Source organism: Chitinophaga sp. 01L420, assembly GCF_056399985.1.
Genome location: NZ_JBFTSK010000001.1, coordinates 231,291 through 253,462, shown reverse-complemented (window position 1 = coordinate 253,462; position 22,172 = coordinate 231,291). Strand labels below are relative to the sequence as shown.

General features: G+C 43.4%; 16 protein-coding genes. 5 read left to right on the top strand and 11 right to left on the bottom strand.

The window, feature by feature from the left end; translation table 11 throughout:
• Positions 1 to 163 precede the first annotated feature (163 nt).
• Together AC1DP6_RS01155 and AC1DP6_RS01150 are read left to right on the top strand one after the other, a co-directional pair.
• Positions 164 to 664, top strand: coding sequence for a hypothetical protein (locus tag AC1DP6_RS01155; protein ID WP_477025012.1), 501 nt, complete (start codon positions 164 to 166; stop codon positions 662 to 664).
• 20 nt (positions 665 to 684) lie between these two features.
• Positions 685 to 1,173 carry a YcxB family protein gene (locus AC1DP6_RS01150; RefSeq protein ID WP_477053228.1) on the top strand — a complete coding sequence of 163 codons (489 nt, stop codon included), beginning with the start codon at positions 685 to 687 and terminating at the stop codon, positions 1,171 to 1,173.
• Positions 1,174 to 1,183: 10 nt separating this feature from the next.
• Here AC1DP6_RS01150 and AC1DP6_RS01145 read toward each other — a convergent pair whose 3' ends face one another.
• The 5 genes from AC1DP6_RS01145 to prs all read right to left on the bottom strand — a co-directional run bounded on the left by AC1DP6_RS01145 (position 1,184) and on the right by prs (position 8,669).
• Positions 1,184 to 1,900: a DUF2490 domain-containing protein gene (locus AC1DP6_RS01145; protein WP_477053227.1), complete on the bottom strand. Its 717-nt coding sequence runs from the start codon at positions 1,898 to 1,900 to the stop codon at positions 1,184 to 1,186.
• 113 nt (positions 1,901 to 2,013) lie between these two features.
• Entirely contained in the window at positions 2,014 to 3,501 is a 1,488-nt protein-coding gene (locus AC1DP6_RS01140) for a SusD/RagB family nutrient-binding outer membrane lipoprotein (protein ID WP_477053226.1), read from the bottom strand.
• Between the two features lie 12 nt (positions 3,502 to 3,513).
• Complete coding sequence (locus AC1DP6_RS01135; RefSeq protein ID WP_477053225.1) at positions 3,514 to 7,047, bottom strand: SusC/RagA family TonB-linked outer membrane protein; 3,534 nt, start codon at positions 7,045 to 7,047, stop codon at positions 3,514 to 3,516.
• Positions 7,048 to 7,180: 133 nt separating this feature from the next.
• Entirely contained in the window at positions 7,181 to 7,627 is a 447-nt protein-coding gene (locus AC1DP6_RS01130; RefSeq protein WP_477053224.1) for a GNAT family N-acetyltransferase, read from the bottom strand.
• A 109-nt stretch (positions 7,628 to 7,736) separates the two neighbouring features.
• A complete protein-coding gene (gene prs, locus AC1DP6_RS01125) occupies positions 7,737 to 8,669 on the bottom strand; it encodes a ribose-phosphate diphosphokinase (protein WP_477053223.1) in 933 nt (310 codons plus the stop codon).
• Between the two features lie 162 nt (positions 8,670 to 8,831).
• On the opposite strand from prs, the gene AC1DP6_RS01120 reads away from it, so the two are divergent.
• The 3 genes from AC1DP6_RS01120 (at position 8,832) to AC1DP6_RS01110 (ending at position 12,584) form a co-directional block, all read left to right on the top strand.
• Positions 8,832 to 9,563, top strand: coding sequence for a carboxypeptidase-like regulatory domain-containing protein (locus AC1DP6_RS01120; protein WP_477053222.1), 732 nt, complete (start codon positions 8,832 to 8,834; stop codon positions 9,561 to 9,563).
• Positions 9,564 to 9,732: 169 nt separating this feature from the next.
• Positions 9,733 to 12,381, top strand: a complete 2,649-nt coding sequence (locus tag AC1DP6_RS01115) for a hypothetical protein (RefSeq protein WP_477053221.1) — start codon at positions 9,733 to 9,735, stop codon at positions 12,379 to 12,381.
• Between the two features lie 8 nt (positions 12,382 to 12,389).
• Complete coding sequence (locus AC1DP6_RS01110; RefSeq protein ID WP_477053220.1) at positions 12,390 to 12,584, top strand: hypothetical protein; 195 nt, start codon at positions 12,390 to 12,392, stop codon at positions 12,582 to 12,584.
• A 648-nt stretch (positions 12,585 to 13,232) separates the two neighbouring features.
• On the opposite strand, the gene AC1DP6_RS01105 is transcribed toward AC1DP6_RS01110, so the two are convergent.
• From AC1DP6_RS01105 to AC1DP6_RS01080, 6 genes are all read right to left on the bottom strand, one after another.
• A complete protein-coding gene (locus AC1DP6_RS01105) occupies positions 13,233 to 13,784 on the bottom strand; it encodes a hypothetical protein (protein WP_477053219.1) in 552 nt (183 codons plus the stop codon).
• Between the two features lie 311 nt (positions 13,785 to 14,095).
• Positions 14,096 to 14,689: a 3-keto-alpha-glucoside-1,2-lyase-like domain-containing protein gene (locus tag AC1DP6_RS01100; protein WP_477053218.1), complete on the bottom strand. Its 594-nt coding sequence runs from the start codon at positions 14,687 to 14,689 to the stop codon at positions 14,096 to 14,098.
• Positions 14,690 to 15,185: 496 nt separating this feature from the next.
• On the bottom strand, positions 15,186 to 15,929 hold the full coding sequence (locus tag AC1DP6_RS01095) for a hypothetical protein (protein WP_477053217.1): 744 nt from the start codon (positions 15,927 to 15,929) through the stop codon (positions 15,186 to 15,188).
• A gap of 275 nt (positions 15,930 to 16,204) precedes the next feature.
• On the bottom strand, positions 16,205 to 17,539 hold the full coding sequence (locus AC1DP6_RS01090; protein WP_477053216.1) for a TolC family protein: 1,335 nt from the start codon (positions 17,537 to 17,539) through the stop codon (positions 16,205 to 16,207).
• A 35-nt stretch (positions 17,540 to 17,574) separates the two neighbouring features.
• Complete coding sequence (locus tag AC1DP6_RS01085; protein ID WP_477053215.1) at positions 17,575 to 20,703, bottom strand: efflux RND transporter permease subunit; 3,129 nt, start codon at positions 20,701 to 20,703, stop codon at positions 17,575 to 17,577.
• A gap of 127 nt (positions 20,704 to 20,830) precedes the next feature.
• Positions 20,831 to 21,916 carry an efflux RND transporter periplasmic adaptor subunit gene (locus AC1DP6_RS01080; protein WP_477053214.1) on the bottom strand — a complete coding sequence of 362 codons (1,086 nt, stop codon included), beginning with the start codon at positions 21,914 to 21,916 and terminating at the stop codon, positions 20,831 to 20,833.
• Positions 21,917 to 22,172: the final 256 nt, after the last annotated feature.

Genomic DNA, 22,172 nt, shown 5'->3' with positions numbered 1-22,172 from the left:
AAATATTCCTACACCGCATGACTCATCATGCACTGTAAATGACTCTCGAAAGCAATGGTTCGTCCATTGCTTTTGTTTTTTCAGGGGTTTCTACGCATATTTTTTAATCTATTAGAAATCTCAAAATATAATTGTATTTTTAGACTCGAAAATTTGACACCTTATGAAAAAGCTGTTGTTAATGCTGTTGGTAGTTTTGGCCGCAGCCGCTTCAGCAAATGCCAACACTGGTTTCAAGAATGGGGATAACAACGGAGAGAAAAACGGTGATAACAACGATAACCGTAATAACTCTAAAAACGCAAATAATACCAAACCTGTACGGGTAGAAGAGTTTGTGTTAATGTTTCCACGAGTTGAAACAGCAGAGAAAGTTGATGAAGGCGAGTTGGAAAAAGCTATTGTGGATTTATACAAGTGGTATTTACAAAACGAGACCAAATTAAATACAAACGACTTCCTCAAAGGAAGTGGTAAGGAGCTGGCTTTCCCTTTTAAAGTGGATCCAAAAACCTTGCAGCAATATTTCCTGTTCATCAAGAAAAACTTCCCTGGTTTCAGCGAAGACGATCTGTCTAATGTAAAACGCGGCCGGAAGAAAGAAGCACCCGTTACTGTGCGTGATGAAATGGATAATCCTATGTCGATTTCAGTTAACAGATAAAATCGTTTTGCCAGGCGATAATGCATTTAGAGTTCAATTACAATAAGGGGGATGTGTTGCATGCATTGCGCTATCATTTTATGCAGAGGGGAGAGATAAAAGTCTTCCGCAATACCCTTATTATCCTACTATTAGCTACGCTGACAGGTTATTTTTTCAGCGTGGTAACCTCGGCCGCACTTACAGGTATTGTTCTCATGATATTGGTGCTGGGCTGGGTATTCTGGTATCTCCTACCCGTTTCTATCTACAACAAAGCAGCTACATTCAAAGACAGTATACATCTTAAATACTCTGAAGAGGGTTTATTAATTTCTACACGCGCGAGCGACCGGCAGCGGGCTATCAGTTGGAGTAACTTTTCTCAGGTAGTGGAAACAAAGAAATTCTTCTTCCTATACAGGGACAAAAAAACCTTCTTTCTTATTCCCATCAGTGCATTCGAAACAGAGGAGTCATACCAGAACTTCAGCAGTATGTTAAAGGCTAAGTTCAGCAATTACAAATAATACCATGGATTTATAAATCCATGGTATGAAATACGCTGAAATGCAGGATATGATTCATTGTTTTGGCACCAGAAGTTACCTGTATCAATTGATTCATATACCCGATATCTGCTTTCAGTTTAGTATTGAACTGGTAGCCAAATGCCGCCAGGAAGCGATTCTGATCAAACAGCAGGTTGCTGATATCATTTCCCCACAGATTAATAAAAATTTCATCTTGTAAGGCTACGTAAAAAGGGGTTGTTTCTTTTTTATGTTTAATGGCCAGTTGTGTGCGGTTGAAGTAGCGGGCACGGTTGCCGTATTTCCAATCGCCGATGGCATGTGCGTTACCTGGCTTTGAGGGTTGCGCCACCCAACGTTGTTCCAGTCGTACCCGATGGGTCATATCAATTTTCTTCGCCTTATGAATATACTGTTCGAAGATGCGTTGTTCTGGCAACCAGGTGTTGCTTACGCCATTATAGGTGGGCACGTAGGCGTAGCCCAGTAAAATATGATCCTGTTTGGTCAGTGAATATTGTAATCCGCCGCGCATCAGCAATTGTCCTTTATTGCTGATTCCATCTCTGATACGTAGTTGAACATCAAATGGGACTGCCCATTTGTTATTGAGTTTCATGGTACCAAAATAGGTATACCAATTTTGGTAGGCTTGTGTCATATCCTGTGCTGATACAAAACGGACAATGGCCAGCAGGGCCATTGTGAGCAGTGCTTTCCTCATAATTGCTGAATATAGGTTCGGCTTAAAGATAATTAAACCGGTGCTAAAAAAAGAAAAGCGCCTGCAGATGCAGGCGCCGTCACATTGTTGTTTAGCTATAGTTGATTGTTGTATCAAAACTTGTTATACCACAGTTTGGTGCCTTTGAAGTCGCCGCCAACAGCTGTTGCGGCCGCGTCATAATTGGCTTTATTCTGTGTTTGTTCCGGTATTGGATAAGTTAAACGATAAGGCACTCCTTCTGTAACACTTGCGTCCAGTACTCCGGATTTAGGCGCCATAAACAGTGGTTGTCCACCTGGTTTTTTAAATTTCAGTCTGGTTCTTTCAAACCATGCCTGGAAACCTTGTGGGTATAGTGCCAGCCATTTCTGGGTGCCGATTACATTTCTCCAGTCCGCCGCTGCATAAGGTACTTTGGCGATATAGGCATCGATGGTTGGTTCATCGATAGCTGTTTTAGTCAGATCGCGCCAGTAATGCATAGAGGCCTTGATGCCATTTGTATAATGTGTCGCCGCATCACCTACGCTCATACCGCGTGCAGCTGCTTCTGCCAGGATGAATTCTACTTCTGAGTAACTCATCAGGATGCCTGGCATAGTAGTGCTATATATTTGTTTACCGGGGGCAGAGTAGTAAGCATCGCCTTTGTGCAGCGGATCTGATGTAGTCCAGCCATAAGGTAATCCTACAAGCAGCTTCTCCTGATCTGAAGGGCGCGCATATATTGGCAAACGGGGATCATCCAAGCCTTTCATATAATCCAGCAGTGTGGTACTTACTGCGAAATCAATGATCGGACGATCTTTATCGTTCTGGGGATACCTGTTAGGTACCGCATCTACATATTGGAATTGTGCACCCTGAAGATTGTCAGTGAAGGCTTGTTGATAATGCGCTTCAATAATCTGTTTGGCTTTTTGCGGACTGGCGTCTACCATACGGATAGCCATGCGCAGGAGGAGTGAATGTGCCAGTCTTCTCCAGCTCTCCACGTTACCGTTGTAAATGATATCTCCCGTATTAAAACTGGTTTGCGATGCATCTAATATTTTTATCTGCGCCTCCAGTGTATCTATCAGGGAGTTATAAATAGCCTGAGGATCATCATATTTAGGCGTAATGTCGGTTGTATTCTGGAACGCCTCTGAATAAGGTATATTACCATAGGTGTCTGCCAATACCTGGAAAAGCCAGGCGCGCATGATATGGGCGATGGCATTTTGATTGGCCACCCCTGGCTGACCTGCTTTAGGCTTGTTCATGGTAATGAGCGCATCCAGGTTATGGAGCGAGTAGCTGTACAGCGTATTCCACAAAGTATTGTTATTACCCTGATCGAGTTGATACTGACTATCTGCTACTCTTGCATTTCCTGACCAGAACTGTGCATAATGCATGGCGATATAGCCATTCTGCAAACCGCTGTACAGTACGTCCATTGCGGATTTCTGGGCACCGGTCAGCAAGTATTGTGGTTCTGTGGTGGTGGGTTTAGTTGGATCTCTATTCATATCATCCAGTTTTTTACAACCGGTGATAGCCAGCGAAACGGTTAAAAGCAATGCACCACTATATTTCAAAATCGTCTTTGTCATCTTCATAAAAATTTAGAATGATACATTCAGGTTAATACCATAAGACCGGAGTGAAGGCAATGCTCCCCCTTCAATTCCCTGGATGTTAGAAGCGGAATTGAGGATGTTGGATGGATCCACGTTAGGAGCATTGGACTTAATCAGCCAGAGGTTACGACCATAGAGGGATACGCGGACATTTTGCGCACCGATTTTTTTGTACCAGGACTCCGGCAGGTTGTAGCCAAGTTTGGCTTCTCTCAGGTAGATATAACTGGCATCATACAGGTTCGCTGTGCTGATGGTATTACCACTATTGTATTTGAAATAGTCTTGTGCCGACATGTTGAGGGTGTTCGGTTTACCATCTTTTGTAACACCAGGAGTAACGATGCCGTTTTCACGGATGCCGTTGGCTACAGTGCTTTCCAGCAGACCTGATTTTTGTCCGTACAAATTAGTGTAGGAGAAGAAACTACCGCCGTGTTGGAAGTCGACCAGTGCGGAGAGGTAAAAACCTTTATAAGAGAAGGTATTAGTAACACCACCTACATAATCCGGGTAAGCATTACCAATGTTTTTGATGGCACTGGGCACATAGCGTCCTAAAGAATCCACCAATTTTTGTCCGTCAACATAAGTGTAGTCAGTGCCACGGAGGGTTCCCAGTGGCTCTCCTACTTCAGCTACCACAGATACCTGTTGTGTACGGCGGTCGGTGCCGATGGTTAAGATAGGTAATGAAGTATTGTACTGTGGAACATCGAGGTTCAGCAGTTTATTACGATTGAATGCTATATTGGCGTTGATATCCCAGCGGAAGCCACCTTTGAGGCGGATAGGGTTCAAATTTAATCCAATTTCCAACCCTTTGTTTTCTACGCTGCCACCATTTACGTAAGCGCCTAAGTAGCCGCTTGGTGCTGATACTGGTAAGGTAATGATCTGATTTTTGGTAACGCGTCTATAATAGGTAAGATCGAGGCCAATACGGTTATCCAGGAATTTGAGTTCCACACCGCCTTCCACTTCCGTGGTACGTTCCGGTTTCAAATCCGGGCTATTAAAGGTGGTATTGAACTGGCCAACAGGGTTACCGTTGAATGGCAGTATAAAATTGAATGTATTGAAAGTGTGATAAGCGTCTGCGTCATTACCTACAGCTGCAAGGCTTCCTCTTACTTTACCGAATGATAGCCACTTCCAGTCTTTCAACAAATCAGAGAATACAAATGACAGTGATGTTGATGGGTAGAAGTATTGATTATTGCCTTTTGCTAAGGTGGAGGTCCAGTCACTGCGACCAGTCAGGTCGAGGAACAGGAAGTTTTTGTAACCGATGTTGGCGGTTGCAAATGCAGAATTGATTTGTCTTTCGAAATACTCATCAATAGGTCCGGCTGTTTGAAGGGAATTATTAAGGTTGTAGATATCCTTGATAATAAAACCACCGTTGGTGTAACCGCCAGTAGTTGTCCATAAGCGGTGCATCAGGTTACCACCTACAGTAGCATTTAACTGGAAGTCTTCTCCGAAGTTCTTCTTTATATCTGCGGTTATCTGGTAGTTCATTTCTCTGGAAGTGCGTACCCGTTTGGTGTAAGTACCTGGCAGGTAATCCTGTGCGGTTCTTTCCTCTTCCAGTGTATTATAGTCGTCCATGAATACGCGGCCGGTGAAAGTAAGCCATTTGGTAGCGTCTATATCTACGCCGGCATATCCATACAGCCTGTTACGTCCGTCTGTTTCATAGTCCATGTAACGGTTCCAGTATGGGCCATTGCTGGAGGAAATGCCTGGGTTATCCCATGATTTTCTGTTCCAGGTGATCTGGGAACCATCATCATATTTATATCTTTTTTCTTTTTCTATATCCAGCTGACGTTGTCCATACATGGTGAACTGTAAGGTGGGATTGGGGCCGGTGAAACCGGTACCGGGGCGGCCTTTTACTCTCAGTGAAGTATAGTTGATGGAAGCCACTGCCCTTACTCCTTTTGTAACTTCGTAGTTACCATTTACAGAAAGGTTATTTCTTTTATTGGTAGCATTGGGCAGTACAAAGCTTTGATCCATATTGCCGTAAGACAAGCGGAAGGAGCCTTTGTCGTTGCTGCCAGCCATGGATATATTGTTGGTCAGTGTGAATCCCGTTTTGTAAAAGTTTTTTACATTGTCTGGATGTGCAGACCAGGTGTCTGTTTGTCCGAAGTAAGGATTGTTTTTATTTTTATCCCAAGACCAGTAAGGGCGGATTTTGCGGCCGTCCAGTTTGGGGCCCCATGATTCGTCTACTGCATATTTAGGCAGGAGGTCGTATCTGCCTTTACCGTTATTGTCATCGTAGGTGGCGCTTTGCTCATTGAGGAATCCTTCCGGGCTCTTGTTGTAATAGAGCGTATCGAAGCTGCCGGCAGTACCACCGCCGTATTCGTTCTGGTATTTTGGGAGTACTGCTACCTGATCAATCTGTGCATTGAGGCTATAAGTGACGCCAATTCCTTTTTCAGCATCCGGGCGTTTTTTGGTGGTAATAAGCATTACACCATTTGCGCCGCGGCTGCCATACAATGCGGTGGCGGCAGCGCCTTTCAGTACAGATATATTTTCAATGTCTTCCGGATTGATATCCTGCAGGGGGCTACCATAATCGTATCCACCACCGCCGTTCTGCTGGCCTGATGCGTTGGTGATGCTATTCATCATAGGAACACCATCGAGTACAAAGAATGCATTATTGTCGCCCAGAATTGATTTTACACCGCGGATGGTAATTTTGCTGGAACCACCCATGGATCCGGTGTTGGTACTTACCTGTACACCGGCAACTTTACCAGTGAGTGCGTTTACAAAGTTCACTTCTTTGGCTTCCTGTACCGCGCTACCGCTTACTTCCTGCAGGGCATAGCCAACTGAGCGGGGATTCTTTTTAATACCGAGGGCGGTTACTACCACTTCTCCCAACACTTTTTTAGTAGCATTGGAGGGCACCATGGTAATATTCAGTTCACCTCTTTTTTCGATGGGAATGGTTTGTTCACCGAAAGTAGTTGCTGTTACGAGTATTGTATCCCTGATGCCTGCCTTGATGGTATAATTTCCGGTAGGATCTGTCTGGGCATTTAATTTAGTGGTTTTATTACGGATGATAGCGCCGGGGATCGGAGTTCCTTTATCATCTTTCACTGTACCGGTGAGTGAGAATTTCCCCACTTCACTTTTTGCGGTAGCCGGATCCGGAGGGAGGATGAGTGCGGTATCCTCTTTAGGAGCGGCAGTAGTGGTTTTAGTGGAATCAGGAACTGATTTGGCGGTAGTATCTTGCTTAGGTTTGGTAGTATCCTGAGCAGGGAGCGCTTTTTGTGCGGTATCCTGTTTCGGCTTCGATGTATCTTGTTTTTGTTTGATACTTGAATCAGCTGCAGCGGGTTTAATCACTACCGGAACGGTGGTATCAGCTTGCAGTTTTGCTGTGAGATACCCTTCGGGTTTTGCGTATGCGCTGCTGGAGGTATAGCAGAAAAAGGCATAGCACAGCCCCGACCAGGCTAGTACATGGCTTCTCATTGTATAATTAAAGATTTGGTTACAAAATTTTTTGCCAGAAATCTTTTGCTGTCTATTGTTGTATTGATTGTCCATCAATATAACAATACAATCAAAAGTGCTTCTACAATGGGTTGCAGGAGCAAAAAAATTATTATTTAAGTTTTTTCCTCATTTCGTAGTGTGGAATGCCCACTTCTGTAAACTCTTCTCCACAAGATTCATAGCCTAGTTTCTGATAGAATCCCACGGCTTCTTTTCTAGCATGCATGGTTAATTCATAGAAGCCATTGTTACGTGCATATTCTTCTGCAAATACAATAATTTCTCTGCCTGCCCCTTTTCCCTGTAAAGTGGGTGATACCGCCATTTGCCTTAGCTGCACCGTGTTTTCATTGATGGGCGTAAGCATACAACAACCGACCATAGTTTCTTCAGTGTTTATTTCAGTGAATCCGGCAATAAAAATATCATTTATTTCCTGCTGCAGCTGGGCTGCTGAAAAGCTTATTCCAAGCGGTTTTCGTAGCACATCATTACGAAGGTCTACCATGGTGTGATAGTCACAACTACCGTATTCGAGTATACGAAAATCAAGCATGTTTGTTTCTTAGGTTTACGTGCCGCATTTAAGCAATTGGCTGGTGGGCTGTTTATCTGCTACAGGAGCCCACAAGTGTTTGAAAGACAAATAGCTTGCCAACAGGAGCTTAGGGGTGTTGCGAATTAAAGTAATTGACGATAAGTTGATCAATGGACTTCACCTGCAACATGTCGTCATTTATGGTGAGCGCGTTGGGGTGCGTATCTGTGCAAATCACTTTTTTAATCAGGCCACTTTGTTTGATTTTTTCGAAGCCATTGCCTGCGAAGATGCCATGGGTGGTTATTACACAGATCTCTGCGGCGCCGGCATCATGATAAGATGCTGCCGCGTGGATGAGTGAGCCTCCGGTACGGATCATGTCGTCGTAAATGATGACGGTTTTATCTTTTACGTCGGCGCTGATAGCGGTAATAGCTGTTTCATCGCCAGAGATACGGCGTTTAAATACGAAGGCAGCGGGAACATGCAGGTCGTTCGCGAGGGATTCTACCCATTTAGCTCTGCCAGCATCGGTGCTGGCGAGCACAAAAGGCTTTCCGGCAGCGAGTTCCATGGCAGCATCCTTTACAAAGTCTTTTGCATATAAATGAACCGGGCGCACATCGTTTTCGAAATACCAGGTGATGCCATCCACATGAAGGTCGATCATCACAATCCTATTGCCTCGTGAGGTATTAGGGAGAGAAGAAAACAGCACTGCGCGTGTTTTGGCTTTCACAATTTCTCCATATTTCACCGCGCGTTCCATGGTGGAATATCCGAAAAAAGGAATGATGATAGTGAGAGAATAAGCCCCCAGCTGTATACAACCGCTGGCAAGGTCATATAATTCGAGTGTTGCTTTATCGTCTATAGTCCCTCCTATCAGGATCACTTCTTTGTTGCTTACATTGCTCAATATGCGATGATAATGTTCCCCATCTGGAAAATCACGTATCTCTAATTCCCCACTTTCCCAGGTAGTACCTGTGATTGACAGTATCCTATTTTTTAAATACTGGTAATGCTGTGTAGCAAAAATGATCTTCTGTGGCATGACTTTTACAGGATATATCTGAGATAATCGTAAAAATAAGTGATTAGGGGGATATTTATAATGTTGATAATTAATATTTTTGCACACGAGCACTGTCATTTCCCCTGTTTTTTAACTTTTCATTTGCGGGTGGAACATTAAATTTGAAGGATTACTATATTCATGATTCGTTTTACAGCATATATCGGAGCACTGTTTTTTTTCTTTTTCATTAGCCTGCAGGTTACAGTCGCACAGGTGCGGTTGTCTGGAATGGTAGCGGATCAGGAGACCAAAACGGGATTACCTTTTGTTTCAATTGTCAACAAGAGGACTATGACGGGAACACTCAGCAATGAAAGTGGCCGTTTTTATATAGAGGCTATTCCAGGGGATACGCTTGAATTTTCCATGTTGAGTTATGCACCAAAGCTGGTCATCGCTCCTATGTTATCTTCTTCACAAGAAGTATATCTGCAGAAACGGATGTTTGAATTGCAGGGTGTAAACGTACGTGGAAAGAATTATCATAATGACTCTATGGCCTTACGTGATGAATACGGACGGTATTTTAATTATCATAAGCCTGGGGCAATGGATGTGCTGAAAACCTTACCAGCTAATCCTATCACAGCATTAACTTATCTTGTTCCCAGTAAAGTACGCAAGCGGAAAGAGCAGTTTCACGAGCAATTGCTTTATTGGGAGAAAGAGAAATTTATTGACTACCGGTATTCACCGGAGTTGGTAGGAAAAATGACCAAGCTGCAAAGTCCCGAGTTGGATTCTTTTATGTATAAATACCGGCCGGGGTATCAGTTTTTGAATAGTGCCTCGGACTATGATCTGATGTTATATATCAAGCAATCATTTGAAACTTACCAGAAACAGCAACTAGAAAAGAAAGAACCATAAAAAGAAGTACGCCAGGTGATTTTCACCTGGCGTACTTCTTTTCAAGCGGTATATATCTCCTGTAGACATGTAATTATTTATATATTTGCCTCGTATTACTTTGGCTGAGCAGTTGACCCAACATAGTAAGTATCATTAAAAGATCCTATACCAACAAGCTGTTTATTCTATGAAATTTTTATTCCGCCTGGTGCTGCTTTGTTTATTAAGCAGCATTTCCTATGCACAGACCGTATACCAGATCCGCGCAGACAGTGTTCGTATTTACAGTGGCTGCGATACTGCAGAACTGATTATTGAAAATCATACACAAGATACCTTGGGCTTCCTCTTTAATAAAGGCAAAGGGCGCACAGAATTTAGAAAAGTGAGAATGAAAATGCTTGGGAATTCACTGGCGATTGTAGGGCAGGACACCATTCAGTTAGGGACGTTGGTGAGAACAGCGGTGGATACACTTTACAAGTCTAATGATACATTGTATTACAGAAAGATGGATGGGAATATAGTGGGTGTGAAATTAAATTATGTGCAAGCTCAGGGAGCTAATCCGCAAGCTATCAGTTTTAATATTTCTGGTTCAGGAAGAGCTCAAACCATAGCGACAGGAGCTCCCATTGGCGGACAAGACCTTGTGTTATATAAACCCTCTAATCTGACTTCTGATACGACCGTTAAGAGATGGGTATTTTATAAATCCGGTGCTGAGAGTGGAGGAAATTCCGGTAGCAACCTGGTGATATCAAGATATGATGATAATGGTGTATTCCTGGGGAATCCATTACAGATCGCAAGGGTAAATGGAGATGTAGTATTTGCAGCAACGCCTAAAGTAGGTGGCGTGCCGCTTTGGATCCAATCAAACCATCCGGCAGGAAATGCAATGACCGCCAGTTTTTCGGGAGCCAACGTATTGGATACATTGATAACAAATCAAGGGGGACACGTAACGAGTGTAAAAACAAGAATATTAAAAGCCGGAGATATCGGAGCTGCATCTGCAAGTGGTGGTAGTGGCTATATACAGAATCAGTACGACTCCATCCAGATTGCTAATTTTAATATTGATGGGGTAGGAAGGGCAGTAAAAGGATTTGTGTCAAATGCCGGACAAAATATACAGCATTATACTTTACGGGTAAATAATAATACCAGATGGAACCTCGGTTTAGTAAATGGGGAAAGTGGCCAGGCAAATGCAGGTTCTGATTTTGTACTATGGAGATACAATGATGCAGGAAGCCTCATTGCCCCGGCATTAAGTATAAGCAGAGCTACTGGCATTGCAGATATGCCATCGGGATTTATAGCAGCCAGTGGATCGAAGATACGTGGTACCGGAACCGGGATTGCTAACTTCTCCTACCTCCGCTTTACAGAGTCGGATGGAGTAACATCCGCAGGATATATAGGGAAGGGTGGATCGGGAAGTAATGACCTGGTTTTTCTTAGTGATAAAGGGAGTGTAAGGCTTTCTGCAAACGGCTCAGGGAACCCTCAGTTTGAGATCAGGGATAGTTTGGCTGTGTTAACCAATGGGATGTTAGTTCTTTCAAATGGGACCTCTAATAATTTAGTTTATGCAGGCTTTGGTGTGGGCGCTCCAACTTTTAATACCAGAAGTGCAGGAACGAAAATAACGTTTTATACGAGTGTAAATTCTACTAATGCAGACTATGCAATAGGATTGGAATCAGGGCATGCCTGGTTGTCTGTGCCGCAAAAGATTAGTACTACCGGGTGGAAGTTTTATGGAGGGACGACACAGGTAGGCCGGATTGATGGTAATGGAGGAGCCGACTGGGAGGGCATGAGTAGATTTAAAGGTGATTATTCGAGTGGTACAGGACCTGCTACAGAAGTTGGTTTTTCTTCAGGCCAGGCCCAGTTAAGGGGGTATGACAGAACGACTAATGCGTATACTACCATTAGTCTTACAGGGGGAAGTTTATCTAATCCAAAAACGGTTTCTATTGATGGAACCGGATATAGACTGAATATGCTTCCCAATGCAGTGGCATTGGGAACTGATGCGAATGGGTATTTAGTAAGTAAAATGCCTTTGTTATCGGATATTCTGGGTGCTGGTAATCAGACGGGTAATAATTCAATCACTTTTAATAGAACGTTATCATGGTCAAACCAGTTGATGGATTTGCAGCAGGGATATGGTTTGTATAGTGATAATGTGAATGGGATAGATAACCGGGAAGGTGTGAGATTGTGGATTGATTCACCTGAGAATGGTGACATCGTTTTGGGACCTCGTACGCTTATTAAGTTTAGCAGAATATTACGAATAAAAGCAAAGGATATAAAATTAGAAGGTGGTGATTCCAAATTCTTTAATTACAGCGCACTGGCTACTGATTTGAATGGATATATTGTTGATGGTTCCGCGAACTTTATCAAAAACAATACTTCTGCGCAAACTGCTAATTTTAATATATCTGGTACTGGTGTGATTGGCGGAAATCTTACTGTAGGAGGTAATGAAATAGTAACTGGAAGCGTAACTTCTACCGGCTTCTATCAATCTTCTTTACGCGCATTAAAAATGAATATAAAAACCTGTGAATTAAATGCTACCCGCATAATAGATAGTCTGAAAATCCGTGAGTTCGAATACAAAAAAGACCCAGGGAAAAAAGTAGTGGGTATCATTGCCGATGATGAACCATCCATCGTTTCGGGTGAGAAACATGATCATCTGGACATGATGAATGCAGTGGGGCTATTGTTGAAAAGTGTACAGGAACTGAATGCCAGAGTAGAAAAACTGGAACAACAAATTAATAAAGAACACGCATCCAAATAAATATTTGAATGTCTGATGACAGTGTGCTGTATAATAATTGGACGGCTGGAAAAATCATTGGATATGACGCTTGTAGAGTTGCTGATATTCCGGCGTTGTCTGATTATAATGGATTTGTTTTACATAGTGCCACCAGTAATATTATTCGAAAGATGCTATTGCCTGTTTTTGCGCCGGCAATGAGAAATAATGCTGCTGTTTAAGATAGTCTGCCAATCCTTTATCGGTTACAAGTAAACCTTCCAAAACGGCTTCTGCTGGCCAAATGAGCGGGTTCTTTGGTGCATGTTTGTAGTAGAGGGGATCATAAGTATTGGCGATATAAGCCGCAATTTTTCTTTTTTCGTTAAGAGAGAAGCACTGGAATGGATTTACATACAATTGTTTTCATATCAGAGAACTGGATACTGTTTGCTATTTGCGCAATAGCAAACAGTATATTGAAAGTGTCCCATTCAAAATTCAACGTTGTTAGTAATGGTTTCAGGCTGTAGGTACTGATATCCAGCTTCAATTCTCCAGTTCCATCAAAGCTCACTATTCCCAGGTCTTTGATATGGTAAATCCTGTTAGCAGGGTTGCTCTGCAGCAGATGAAGATTTACTTTTTCATTTGCTACGGTAGGGCAGTTAATAATGATCCTGATATTTTCTTTCCATCCAGCGGCGAATGGGGCCCATATAATTGGTCCATCCAGTGCTTCATACTAGGGCATTCGTGTTTGCGCTGATAGCGTATAATGTTTGCCTACTATCCAGCTGGTGATACCATTTACTACTTTGATTTGCAGTAGTTCATTGTTTTTGACTTCCAGTTGCCATTGGCCATGCTCCGTAATCGCTTTTTGTGCACTATTCCCGTTCGGCAGGTAACTTAAACGGTTCAATAAGGTATTTCCCGGGGATGGTAAAATGGGTATCGCCATCTTTATACTGTACAATATATTTCAGCGGATGGGTAAGTGCAGGATTCACCTGCGGGTTAACAGTGAGTGGGTAACAATTCTTAAAAACGGTGTTAACAATGGATGATAAGGCCAGCTGCTCGTATGACTGCATGTGTGGATTGCCGGAAAGAAGAATGGTAGGGCTGTTTCCCCGAAGGGTACAACTGCCGGTGGTTCCATTCTTTTCTTTACCGGAACTCACACTGGTAATGATGCCATTAAATAATAAAGGTTTGAAATTTAGCGTAGGCTCAATTGCCTGGATGCAAATGTTGATTTCCTTTCCCAGGAATGATTTGCCGGCGATCAGCGGATTGGGACCATGACGGGATAGCCAGTCATATCCAATACCCAGTTCAAATTCATGATGCCCTTTCATGGATTGTTTCAGGTGAAGAAACTGGAATTGTCCGAATTGATGCTCTCCTATAGATACAGTTGTTGTATATAAAGTCATAATTAAAATGAATTAAAAATGATTGAGGATATGCTTGGGATAGGCAATTTTATTTGGGTACAAAACAATAAATCGAAATTATGGAATTAATTTTAATTGATAAAAAAATAATTAAGAATCCTACCTAAAAAATATTCTAATATTCATTTTTGTAAAAAAAATAAAATTATGAGAATGTTGTGAAAGCGTTTGCCAGTTTATCTTGTGAGGTATCACCTGTGTGCTGAATGGAGATTTTAAATTCCACAAAAAAAAGGCTTTAAGAACACATGTTCCTAAAGCCCAACTTCTAACTATATCAATCAACAAACTTATTTTATCGTCAAATTTTTCCAATCTCCGGCAGAACCATTTCCTACCCAATATCCAATCATTCCATTTTTTTGTGTGCTGAGCTGGGATACTGTTAAACATCTCTGCCCGTTCACATATACGGATACCTCTGGAGAAGATACGATAATTTTTACATGAAACCATTTATTGGGATCAGTGGTAGCATCTATTTCACTTTCGTATTTACCAGGATAATCCTGCCTGAGTGCTGGCCAGTCGTGTAGCGGTAGTGAGATGTACTGCACAGAATGCCCTCTCCTGCCAGCTTCCGGTACCTGGAAATTAAAAGGTCTGAAATATACGGCGTCATAGGTGGAATCATTCAGGCCGTGAAAAGCAATGCCGACAAAGCTTTGCTGTAATTTATTCTTTCCTTTTACATCAAATTCTATTGTGCCATTGGCGAAATCCTTATTGTTAATCCACGCAATGCCCGCACCGGGGGCTTCATTCATGTGGATAGTGGAGGAGTCCCTGATCATCCCACGGTTTACCACGCGCAGCTCCTGTGCGGTAGCCATGGAGGCCAGGAATGAAAGAAAAGTAAGGGTAATGGAAAGGCGACGTAACATAATAGATAATGTTTATGCAGATAGCATTTACAAAACCATGCCGGAGAGATTATATTTGATAAACACCAATTAGTACATGATATATTATTTTATGTGTTCGGTAGTAGTACATGCTCCTGTCCATGCCCGCACATTATTACGGATCAAGTTGAAAATTTGGGGATAGTGTAAATTTTAAGCATAAATTTTATAGTGGATTAAGAACCCCCATCGTTATAGTCAGCATTACCTTTTCATTATGTAGATTCCGCCCAGGCTATGCTTAGCACCCGCTAAGTACCTATAGAAGCAGTGCAGGAGAGGTGGACTTGATGCGGGGATGACGTTCGGATGTATAACAGGGATGAAATTGAATCAGCAGACGAATGGAGGTCAGAACAGGCCATAGTAGGGCCGCTTCAGTGCCAGGCTGTAGCTGTGGAAAGAGGTATATTATTTAAAGGAAGCAGGTATAAAGCGTTTATTCATCAAAATATCTCCGGGGGCAAGGACAGCTTTATTCCAGTTGAATGATAGCTGGATATGCGTGTGTATAGATAAGTTTGGGAAGCAATTTCGTCCGCTTTGGGTAAGTACGTCTATGAGCATATTTGGGTATCTGTGGCGCTGCCACCGCAATGATATCGGCAGCCATGTATTGTCTGCTGTTGGATGGGCCGTCTTTGTATAGGGCTCTTACCTGGAAAACCACTAGCAGTGAACCCTTCCCGGGTACCTCCAGCGAAACATTTGTTTCCTGGAAAGTAGTATCGGGTTCTATCATGAGCGTAGCCGTTTCGCTGCCCGTTACCCGACGTGATATAAAATCAATACGCGTTGCGATCACTTTTACTTCCAGGGCAGTAATATCTTTATACCCGGCAATGGTTTGTGCGGGAATATTTAATATCCCGTTACTCAAAAGCCGGGGAGCCACCGGAAAGAAACGATCTACTCCGGTATGCTGATTGAAGCGGAAGCCTGTCAGGGCCTCGTGATGATCGCCAGCAGCAATGAGCAGCCTGTTGAGCCGATTGATGTGGCCGCCATCACAATGGACGTCCAGGTGGGAGTAGAAAGCATGCCGGATAAAAGCGCCTTTCCTGCTGGCGATGCCGAAGCGCCGGGATGCGCGGCGGGTAGCGGCCGTTTGCTGCACGCTTTCAGGCATGGAGCGCAGGAAGTAGTTGCCATTGCGTTTATACCCAATGAGAGGGCCGAGTTTTCCCGTAAAGGGAAGGATAGACATTTGTTTTGCCATGAGAGATAATTTTGATTACTATAAATATAAGATAATCCGGGGAACCAGTTTTCGGGGCAGATGGAAGATTAGCTAAAGGGAGTGTATTGGGTATTGTTTAATATTCAAGGATAGTTCGATGGGGATTTGAGAATGACAAATGCTAGTGAATATTGAGAAAGATATTCCCCCGTTTCCAACCGGATGCGTTATTACCGCGTCTGTTGGGTTAAACAAAGAAGGGAATCATGCTACTGCATGGTTCCCTTCTTTGTTTAAAGGTCCATAAGGATTACTTATTGGAGCAATGCGCCATTCAGTCGCCCTAATTCGGTTTCGGCCAATTTGGTATTATATCGTGCCTGAATAAGCCTGTAATAGGAATCTTCCAGACTCTGTTGAGCTATTTTTACTTCGAGTATAGTGGATACACCCTGTTTAAATCGTTCCAGTGCCACCATCGCATTTTCTCTTGCCAGGTCATTGGTTTCTTCTTCCAGTGATGCCTGTTTCTTATAGTATTCGTAATCCTTGAAGGCATTATTCAGAGATAGATCGACCTGTGATTTTACATTATCCAAAGTGATGTTTTGAAAATCAAAGTCTATCCTGGCATTCTGCACCTGCCTTTTTACATTGAAGCCGTTAAAGATAGGTATAGCAGCGGTTAAGCCGTAGTTAACAACACCGTTGCGGCTAAAGCGCGGACTGAAGGCATTAGAGGCCGCATTGGATGTATTACGGGTGTAGTTATAAGCAGAATTAAAGGATATTACCGGGAAATAATCGGCGCGGCGTTCTTTAATAGTGAGTGCTGATACATTTACATTCTGCTGCTGCACTTTAATGGCGGTATTATTATTTGCAATATTCTGCTGTAGCACAGCAAATGAAATACCGGCATTCAGGGGAATAGAGTCCACTACGTCATAGCCAATAGCGCCTGCAGGTACTGCCATCAGCTGATTGAGCAATCCTTTGCTTTGCTCTATCAGCGTTTGCTGGCGGATGTATAAAGCCTTTTGCGCATTAAGATCTACTTTGGATTGCAGCAGATCTGTTTTGGGGGCAAGCCCTGTACTGAATTTGGCATCTGATAATTTCACCCGTTCTTCAGAGATAGACATCTGTTCAGATAATGCTTTCAGTTGTTGCTTTTGTTGTACAATGTTATAATAACCACCAATGATGGTGGCAATGGAATTTTGTAGCTGGTCTTTCATGGCCAGCTCTCCGAGATTACGGATAGATTCCAGTTTATTACGCGTTGCAAACATTTTGAGACCGTCAAACAGTGTCCAGTTAAGGTTTACACTGCCGTTGATGTTATTGCCTTTAATGCCACTTGTATCTCGTGTGGTACCATTTACAAACTCCTGTTTGGTGGCTGTATTATTCCAGGTGGTACTTGCTGTAGCATTCAGACGAGGAATAAAAGCAAAATTCGCATAGGCGTAGTCGTTAGCAGAAAGTTCTGCCGTATTTCTTGCCAAACGAATGTCGTAGTTATTTTTCAGCGCTACATCTATTGCCTGTTCCAGTGTAAGTACCTTCTGCTGCGCATGTAATGCGCCGGTACCTGCCAGTAACATCAGTAATAATAAACAACGCATCTTTATATATTTCATCATAAATACTTAAGCTTAATCATTCAATTCAGTTGTACTCAGGCATGAGCAGATGTTACCTGTGCTGCTGCATCATCTTCCAGTTCTTCCTCATCATGATGAGAAAGATTACCTCTGCGGGAAAGGAAGGTATACATTGCCGGAATTACATATAGCGTTAATACCAGCGAGAACACAATACCGCCCACAATAACAATACCCAGCGGAATACGGCTGGTAGCAGCGGCTCCCAGCGACATGGCAATCGGCAATGCTCCCAGTGCCATGGCCAGACTCGTCATCAGGATAGGACGGAGACGCATAGAAGAGGCGTTTATCACCGCGTCTGCTTTTTGCATACCGCTATCACGCTGATGGTTGGCAAATTCCACAATCAGGATACCATTTTTTGTTACCAGCCCTATCAACATAATTACACCGATCTGAGAGAATATATTCCAGGTTTGATTAAACAGCCATAATGATAACAGTGCTCCGGCAAATGCCAGTGGTACGGTGAGCATAATGATCAGCGGATCTATCCAGCTTTCAAACTGCGCTGCCAGTACCAGGTAAATGAGTACCAGTGCCAGCCCTAATGCAAACATCGTATTGGAACCACTTTCTGCATAGTCACGTGAAGATCCCGATAGCGCAGTGTTAAAGGAATCATTGAGCACCTGTTCTTTTTGTAGTTTATCATAAATCCGGTACATCTCTTTAATACCATCACCAATGGTTTTGCCTGGTGCAAGACCAGCAGAAACGGTAGCCGATTTGTAACGGTTAAAATGATAAATAATCGGAGGACTGGTTTCTTCTTCAATACTTACCACGTTATCCAGTTGTATTGCTTCGCCGCGGGAGTTGCGTACATACAGGTTCTGCAGATCCATTGGATCATCGCGGTCAGCCCGGAATACCTGTCCCATTACCTGGTATTGTTTACCATTCCTGATAAAGTAGCCATAGCGAAGGTTACTCAATGCCAGCTGCAAAGTTTGTGAAATATCCTGTACTGAAACGCCCAACTGGGTGGCTTTATCGCGGTTAATGTGAATGCGCAGTTCTGGTTTGTTGAATTTCAGATCCACATCGGTGCCCTGGAAAACAGTGCTGTTGCCTACTTCTTCCATGAACTTTGGGAGTACGGCTGTTAACGTATCAAAGTTGATATGTTCCAGTACAAATGAAACCGGCAAACCACTACGCCGTCCTACCTGGATGGTTTGTGACTCAATGGCAAATACCTTTCCTTCCGGGAACCGGTTCATGTTGCGGTTTACCATGTTCACAATATCTTTCTGGGAGCGCTTGCGGTCATGTGGTTCGGTGAGCATGACGTTTGCAAAGGCGGTATTTACGGCCCCGGAAGCGCTGAATCCGGGAGATGTAACGCTGAGCACAATTTTCTTTTCCGGGATGGAGTCAATCATGAACTTGGTCAGCTTATCCACATATTTATCCATGTAGTCGTAGGCTGTTCCTTCCGGTGTAGTAATAGATAAACGGAAGGTGCTTCTATCTTCCAGCGGCGCTAATTCAGATTGTAATGTTTTAAACAGGAAATAGATCATCACCAGGCATCCGGTAATGATTAATCCGGCTACCCAACGGAAACGCATAAACGATTCCAGTGAACTTTTATAGCCGTCTTCCATCCAGCGGAAGAAAGGTTCCGTTTTAGTATAGAACCAGGAGTGGGTATGTGTTTTACGTCCCAGTTTAACGTTTAATACCGGCGTTAACGTGAGGGATACAAAAGCAGAGATGATTACCGCACCGGCTACTACTATACCAAACTCCCTGAACAATTGTCCTACGAAGCCTTGTAAGAAGATGATGGGTAAGAACACAAAAGCCAGGGTAATAGATGTAGCAATTACCGCGAAGAATATTTCTTCTGACCCTTCCCGGGCAGCCCGCATTCGTGGTATGCCGGCTTCTATCTTCTTATAAATATTTTCCGTTACCACAATACCATCATCCACTACGAGTCCGGTAGCCAGTACAATGGCGAGCAGGGTGAGGATGTTAATGGTAAAGCCACAGGCATACATGATAAAGAAGGCGCCTATCAGGGATACGGGGATATCTATTAAAGGGCGTAATGCCATCAGCCAGTCACGGAAGAAAAGGTATACGATAATGATTACCAGTACCAGCGCCACAATGAGGGTTTCCTCTACTTCATCAATAGATTGTTTGATGAATTTGGTATTATCCATGGCAATATTCACGGAGTAATCCTCCGGAATATCTTTTTTCAGCTGATTGAATCGTTTATAGAATTCGTCCGCAATAGCTACGTAGTTGGAGCCAGGTTGAGGTATCATGGCCAGTGCAATCATCGGGTTGCCAGACTCTTTCAGCATGGTTTCTTCATTTTCGGGTCCAAGCACTGCCTGACCGATGTCGCGGATCCGTATTTCGCTGCCGTTTACATTTTTTATAATAAGGCCATTGAAATCCTCTTCAGATACTAACCTGCCAAAGGTCCGCACGGTGAAGTCGGTAGCATTACCGGCTATTTTTCCTGAGGGGAGTTCCACGTTTTCGCGTACCAGTGCGGCCTGTACATCGCCGGGGGTAAGGCTATAGGAAGATAATTTGGCGGGATCCATCCAGATACGCATGGCGTATCGTTTTTCTCCCCATATCTGTATGGCGCTTACGCCGGGAATGGTTTGCAGTTTCTCGAGGAGCACGTTGGTGCCGTATTCGGTTACTTCCAGTTGATTGCGGGTATTGCTCTGTACCGTCATGGAGATGATAGCATCGGAGTTGGCGTCCTGCTTGGAAACGACTGGCGGTGCATCAATATCGGGTGGTAAGCTGCGCAATGCCTGTGAAACTTTATCGCGCACATCGTTGGTAGCGCCTTCCAGGTCTTGTCCCAGTTCAAATTCTACGGTGATGTTACTGCTACCCTGGCTGCTGCTGGAGGATATATTTTTAATCCCCGCAATACCATTGATCTGTTTTTCCAGTGGTTCGGTGATTTGTGTTTCGATGATATCGGAGTTGGCACCGGCATAGGAGGTGCGTACATTCACGATAGGTGGGTCAATGGCCGGGAAATCTCTTACCCCCAGAAAAGTAAAGCCCACCAGGCCGAATATCACGATAATGATATTCATCACGATAGCAAATACGGGGCGTTTGAGTGATAACGAAGGTAAACTCATGGTAAATATTTTTGGAATTACGAATTAGGAATTACGAATTACGGATTTGTGGGGAGATGGCAGAAGATGATCTGTCCTGATCTCCCCACAAATCCGTAATTCGTAATTCCTAATTCGTAATTTTTCATTATTGTATCTTATTATACTTCAGCGGCATGCCGGGCTTCAGCTGGAGGATACCTGTAGTAATAACGGTATCGCCGGGTTGTAGTCCGGTGGTGATTTGTACGCTGCTCTCTGTACGCAGGCCGGTTTCTACTACTACAAATTTGGCTTTTCCGCTATCTGCAATGATCACTTTCTTATCGCGGGTGCCTGGGATAACCGCCTGTGAGGGGATCATCATGGCTTCCGGCATATCTTTTAATACAATTTTTACTTTAGCGAAGGATCCCGGGAACAGTATACCATTGTTATTAGGAACGATGGCGCGGAGTTTTACGGTACGGGTGGTCAGGTCTATTTTGGGGTCAATGGCATAAATGCTGCCTTTATATTCTTTATTATCTCCGGCCACATAAAAATTTACCTGGTCTCCGTTTTTGATGGTGTTGCGGTATTTTTCTGCAACGGAGAAGTCCATTTTCAGGGGATCTATTTGTTGGAGGGTAGTAATAATGGTGGCAGAAGAAACGATGGCGCCTTCGCTGACGTTACGCAAACCGAGTTTCCCGCTGAAGGGAGCCCGCAGTTCTGTTTTCTGTAGCTGGGTTTGGGTATAATCCATATCTGCTCCGTAGGCGCTTACCTGGTTACGGGTTACATCTACATCCTGTTGGCTGATTCCATTTATTTTAAGCAGGTTTTCCTGGCGTTCCAGGGTTGTTTTGGACAATTGCTGCTGTAATTTGAGTTTTTGAAGCTGGGCTTTGAGGTCTTCATCGTAGAGTTTTACGAGGAGATCTCCTCTTTTAACGGAGGTGCCTTCTTTAAAGTAAAGATGTATGATACGGCCGTTGATTTCTGGTTTCACTTCTACTTCTTCATTGCTTTGCAAGGTGCCGCTTGCTTCAATAGATTGATCGAGTCGGGATGTTTTCACTACCCAGGCGTCTGTCAGGAGGGTTTTGGCACTGCCTCCTTTGGCAGCAGCGGCTGCACCGGGTTCTCCGGCAGACTTGTTGCCGGCTATTTTCTTATAAACGAGGAAGATGACGATACCGGCAGCGGCCAATATTACTATTGAGCGAACGGTCTTTTTGGTGATGGCCATATCTTTTTATATGTGTTTTTATAGCTGTTAGTCCCTGGCTGTTAGTGTTTAGCAAAAAAAAGGTAGCGAATACAGTACCTGGAAGCAGGATACAGGGTAAAGTATAGCTACTTATGTCATAAGCCGGACAAATTTAAGCATTGAGGGGGCTGAAAGCTCCGGGCGACTGTTAAATAGCGTTAATGCTTTAGATAAGTGGCGATATAGCCGGTTGAATGGATATATTTTCAGATTTATATATTTTGGATTTGAGAGA

What these genes read in the sequence shown, in the direction of transcription:
- AC1DP6_RS01155 (WP_477025012.1), top strand. Translation starts at nt 164, where the DNA reads ATGAAAAAGCTGTTGTTAATGCTGTTGGTAGTTTTGGCCGCAGCCGCT.
- AC1DP6_RS01150 (WP_477053228.1), top strand. Translation starts at nt 685, where the DNA reads ATGCATTTAGAGTTCAATTACAATAAGGGGGATGTGTTGCATGCATTG.
- AC1DP6_RS01145 (WP_477053227.1), bottom strand. Translation starts at nt 1,900, where the DNA reads ATGAGGAAAGCACTGCTCACAATGGCCCTGCTGGCCATTGTCCGTTTT.
- AC1DP6_RS01140 (WP_477053226.1), bottom strand. Translation starts at nt 3,501, where the DNA reads ATGACAAAGACGATTTTGAAATATAGTGGTGCATTGCTTTTAACCGTT.
- AC1DP6_RS01135 (WP_477053225.1), bottom strand. Translation starts at nt 7,047, where the DNA reads ATGAGAAGCCATGTACTAGCCTGGTCGGGGCTGTGCTATGCCTTTTTC.
- AC1DP6_RS01130 (WP_477053224.1), bottom strand. Translation starts at nt 7,627, where the DNA reads ATGCTTGATTTTCGTATACTCGAATACGGTAGTTGTGACTATCACACC.
- prs (WP_477053223.1), bottom strand. Translation starts at nt 8,669, where the DNA reads ATGCCACAGAAGATCATTTTTGCTACACAGCATTACCAGTATTTAAAA.
- AC1DP6_RS01120 (WP_477053222.1), top strand. Translation starts at nt 8,832, where the DNA reads ATGATTCGTTTTACAGCATATATCGGAGCACTGTTTTTTTTCTTTTTC.
- AC1DP6_RS01115 (WP_477053221.1), top strand. Translation starts at nt 9,733, where the DNA reads ATGAAATTTTTATTCCGCCTGGTGCTGCTTTGTTTATTAAGCAGCATT.
- AC1DP6_RS01110 (WP_477053220.1), top strand. Translation starts at nt 12,390, where the DNA reads ATGTCTGATGACAGTGTGCTGTATAATAATTGGACGGCTGGAAAAATC.
- AC1DP6_RS01105 (WP_477053219.1), bottom strand. Translation starts at nt 13,784, where the DNA reads ATGACTTTATATACAACAACTGTATCTATAGGAGAGCATCAATTCGGA.
- AC1DP6_RS01100 (WP_477053218.1), bottom strand. Translation starts at nt 14,689, where the DNA reads ATGTTACGTCGCCTTTCCATTACCCTTACTTTTCTTTCATTCCTGGCC.
- AC1DP6_RS01095 (WP_477053217.1), bottom strand. Translation starts at nt 15,929, where the DNA reads ATGGCAAAACAAATGTCTATCCTTCCCTTTACGGGAAAACTCGGCCCT.
- AC1DP6_RS01090 (WP_477053216.1), bottom strand. Translation starts at nt 17,539, where the DNA reads ATGATGAAATATATAAAGATGCGTTGTTTATTATTACTGATGTTACTG.
- AC1DP6_RS01085 (WP_477053215.1), bottom strand. Translation starts at nt 20,703, where the DNA reads ATGAGTTTACCTTCGTTATCACTCAAACGCCCCGTATTTGCTATCGTG.
- AC1DP6_RS01080 (WP_477053214.1), bottom strand. Translation starts at nt 21,916, where the DNA reads ATGGCCATCACCAAAAAGACCGTTCGCTCAATAGTAATATTGGCCGCT.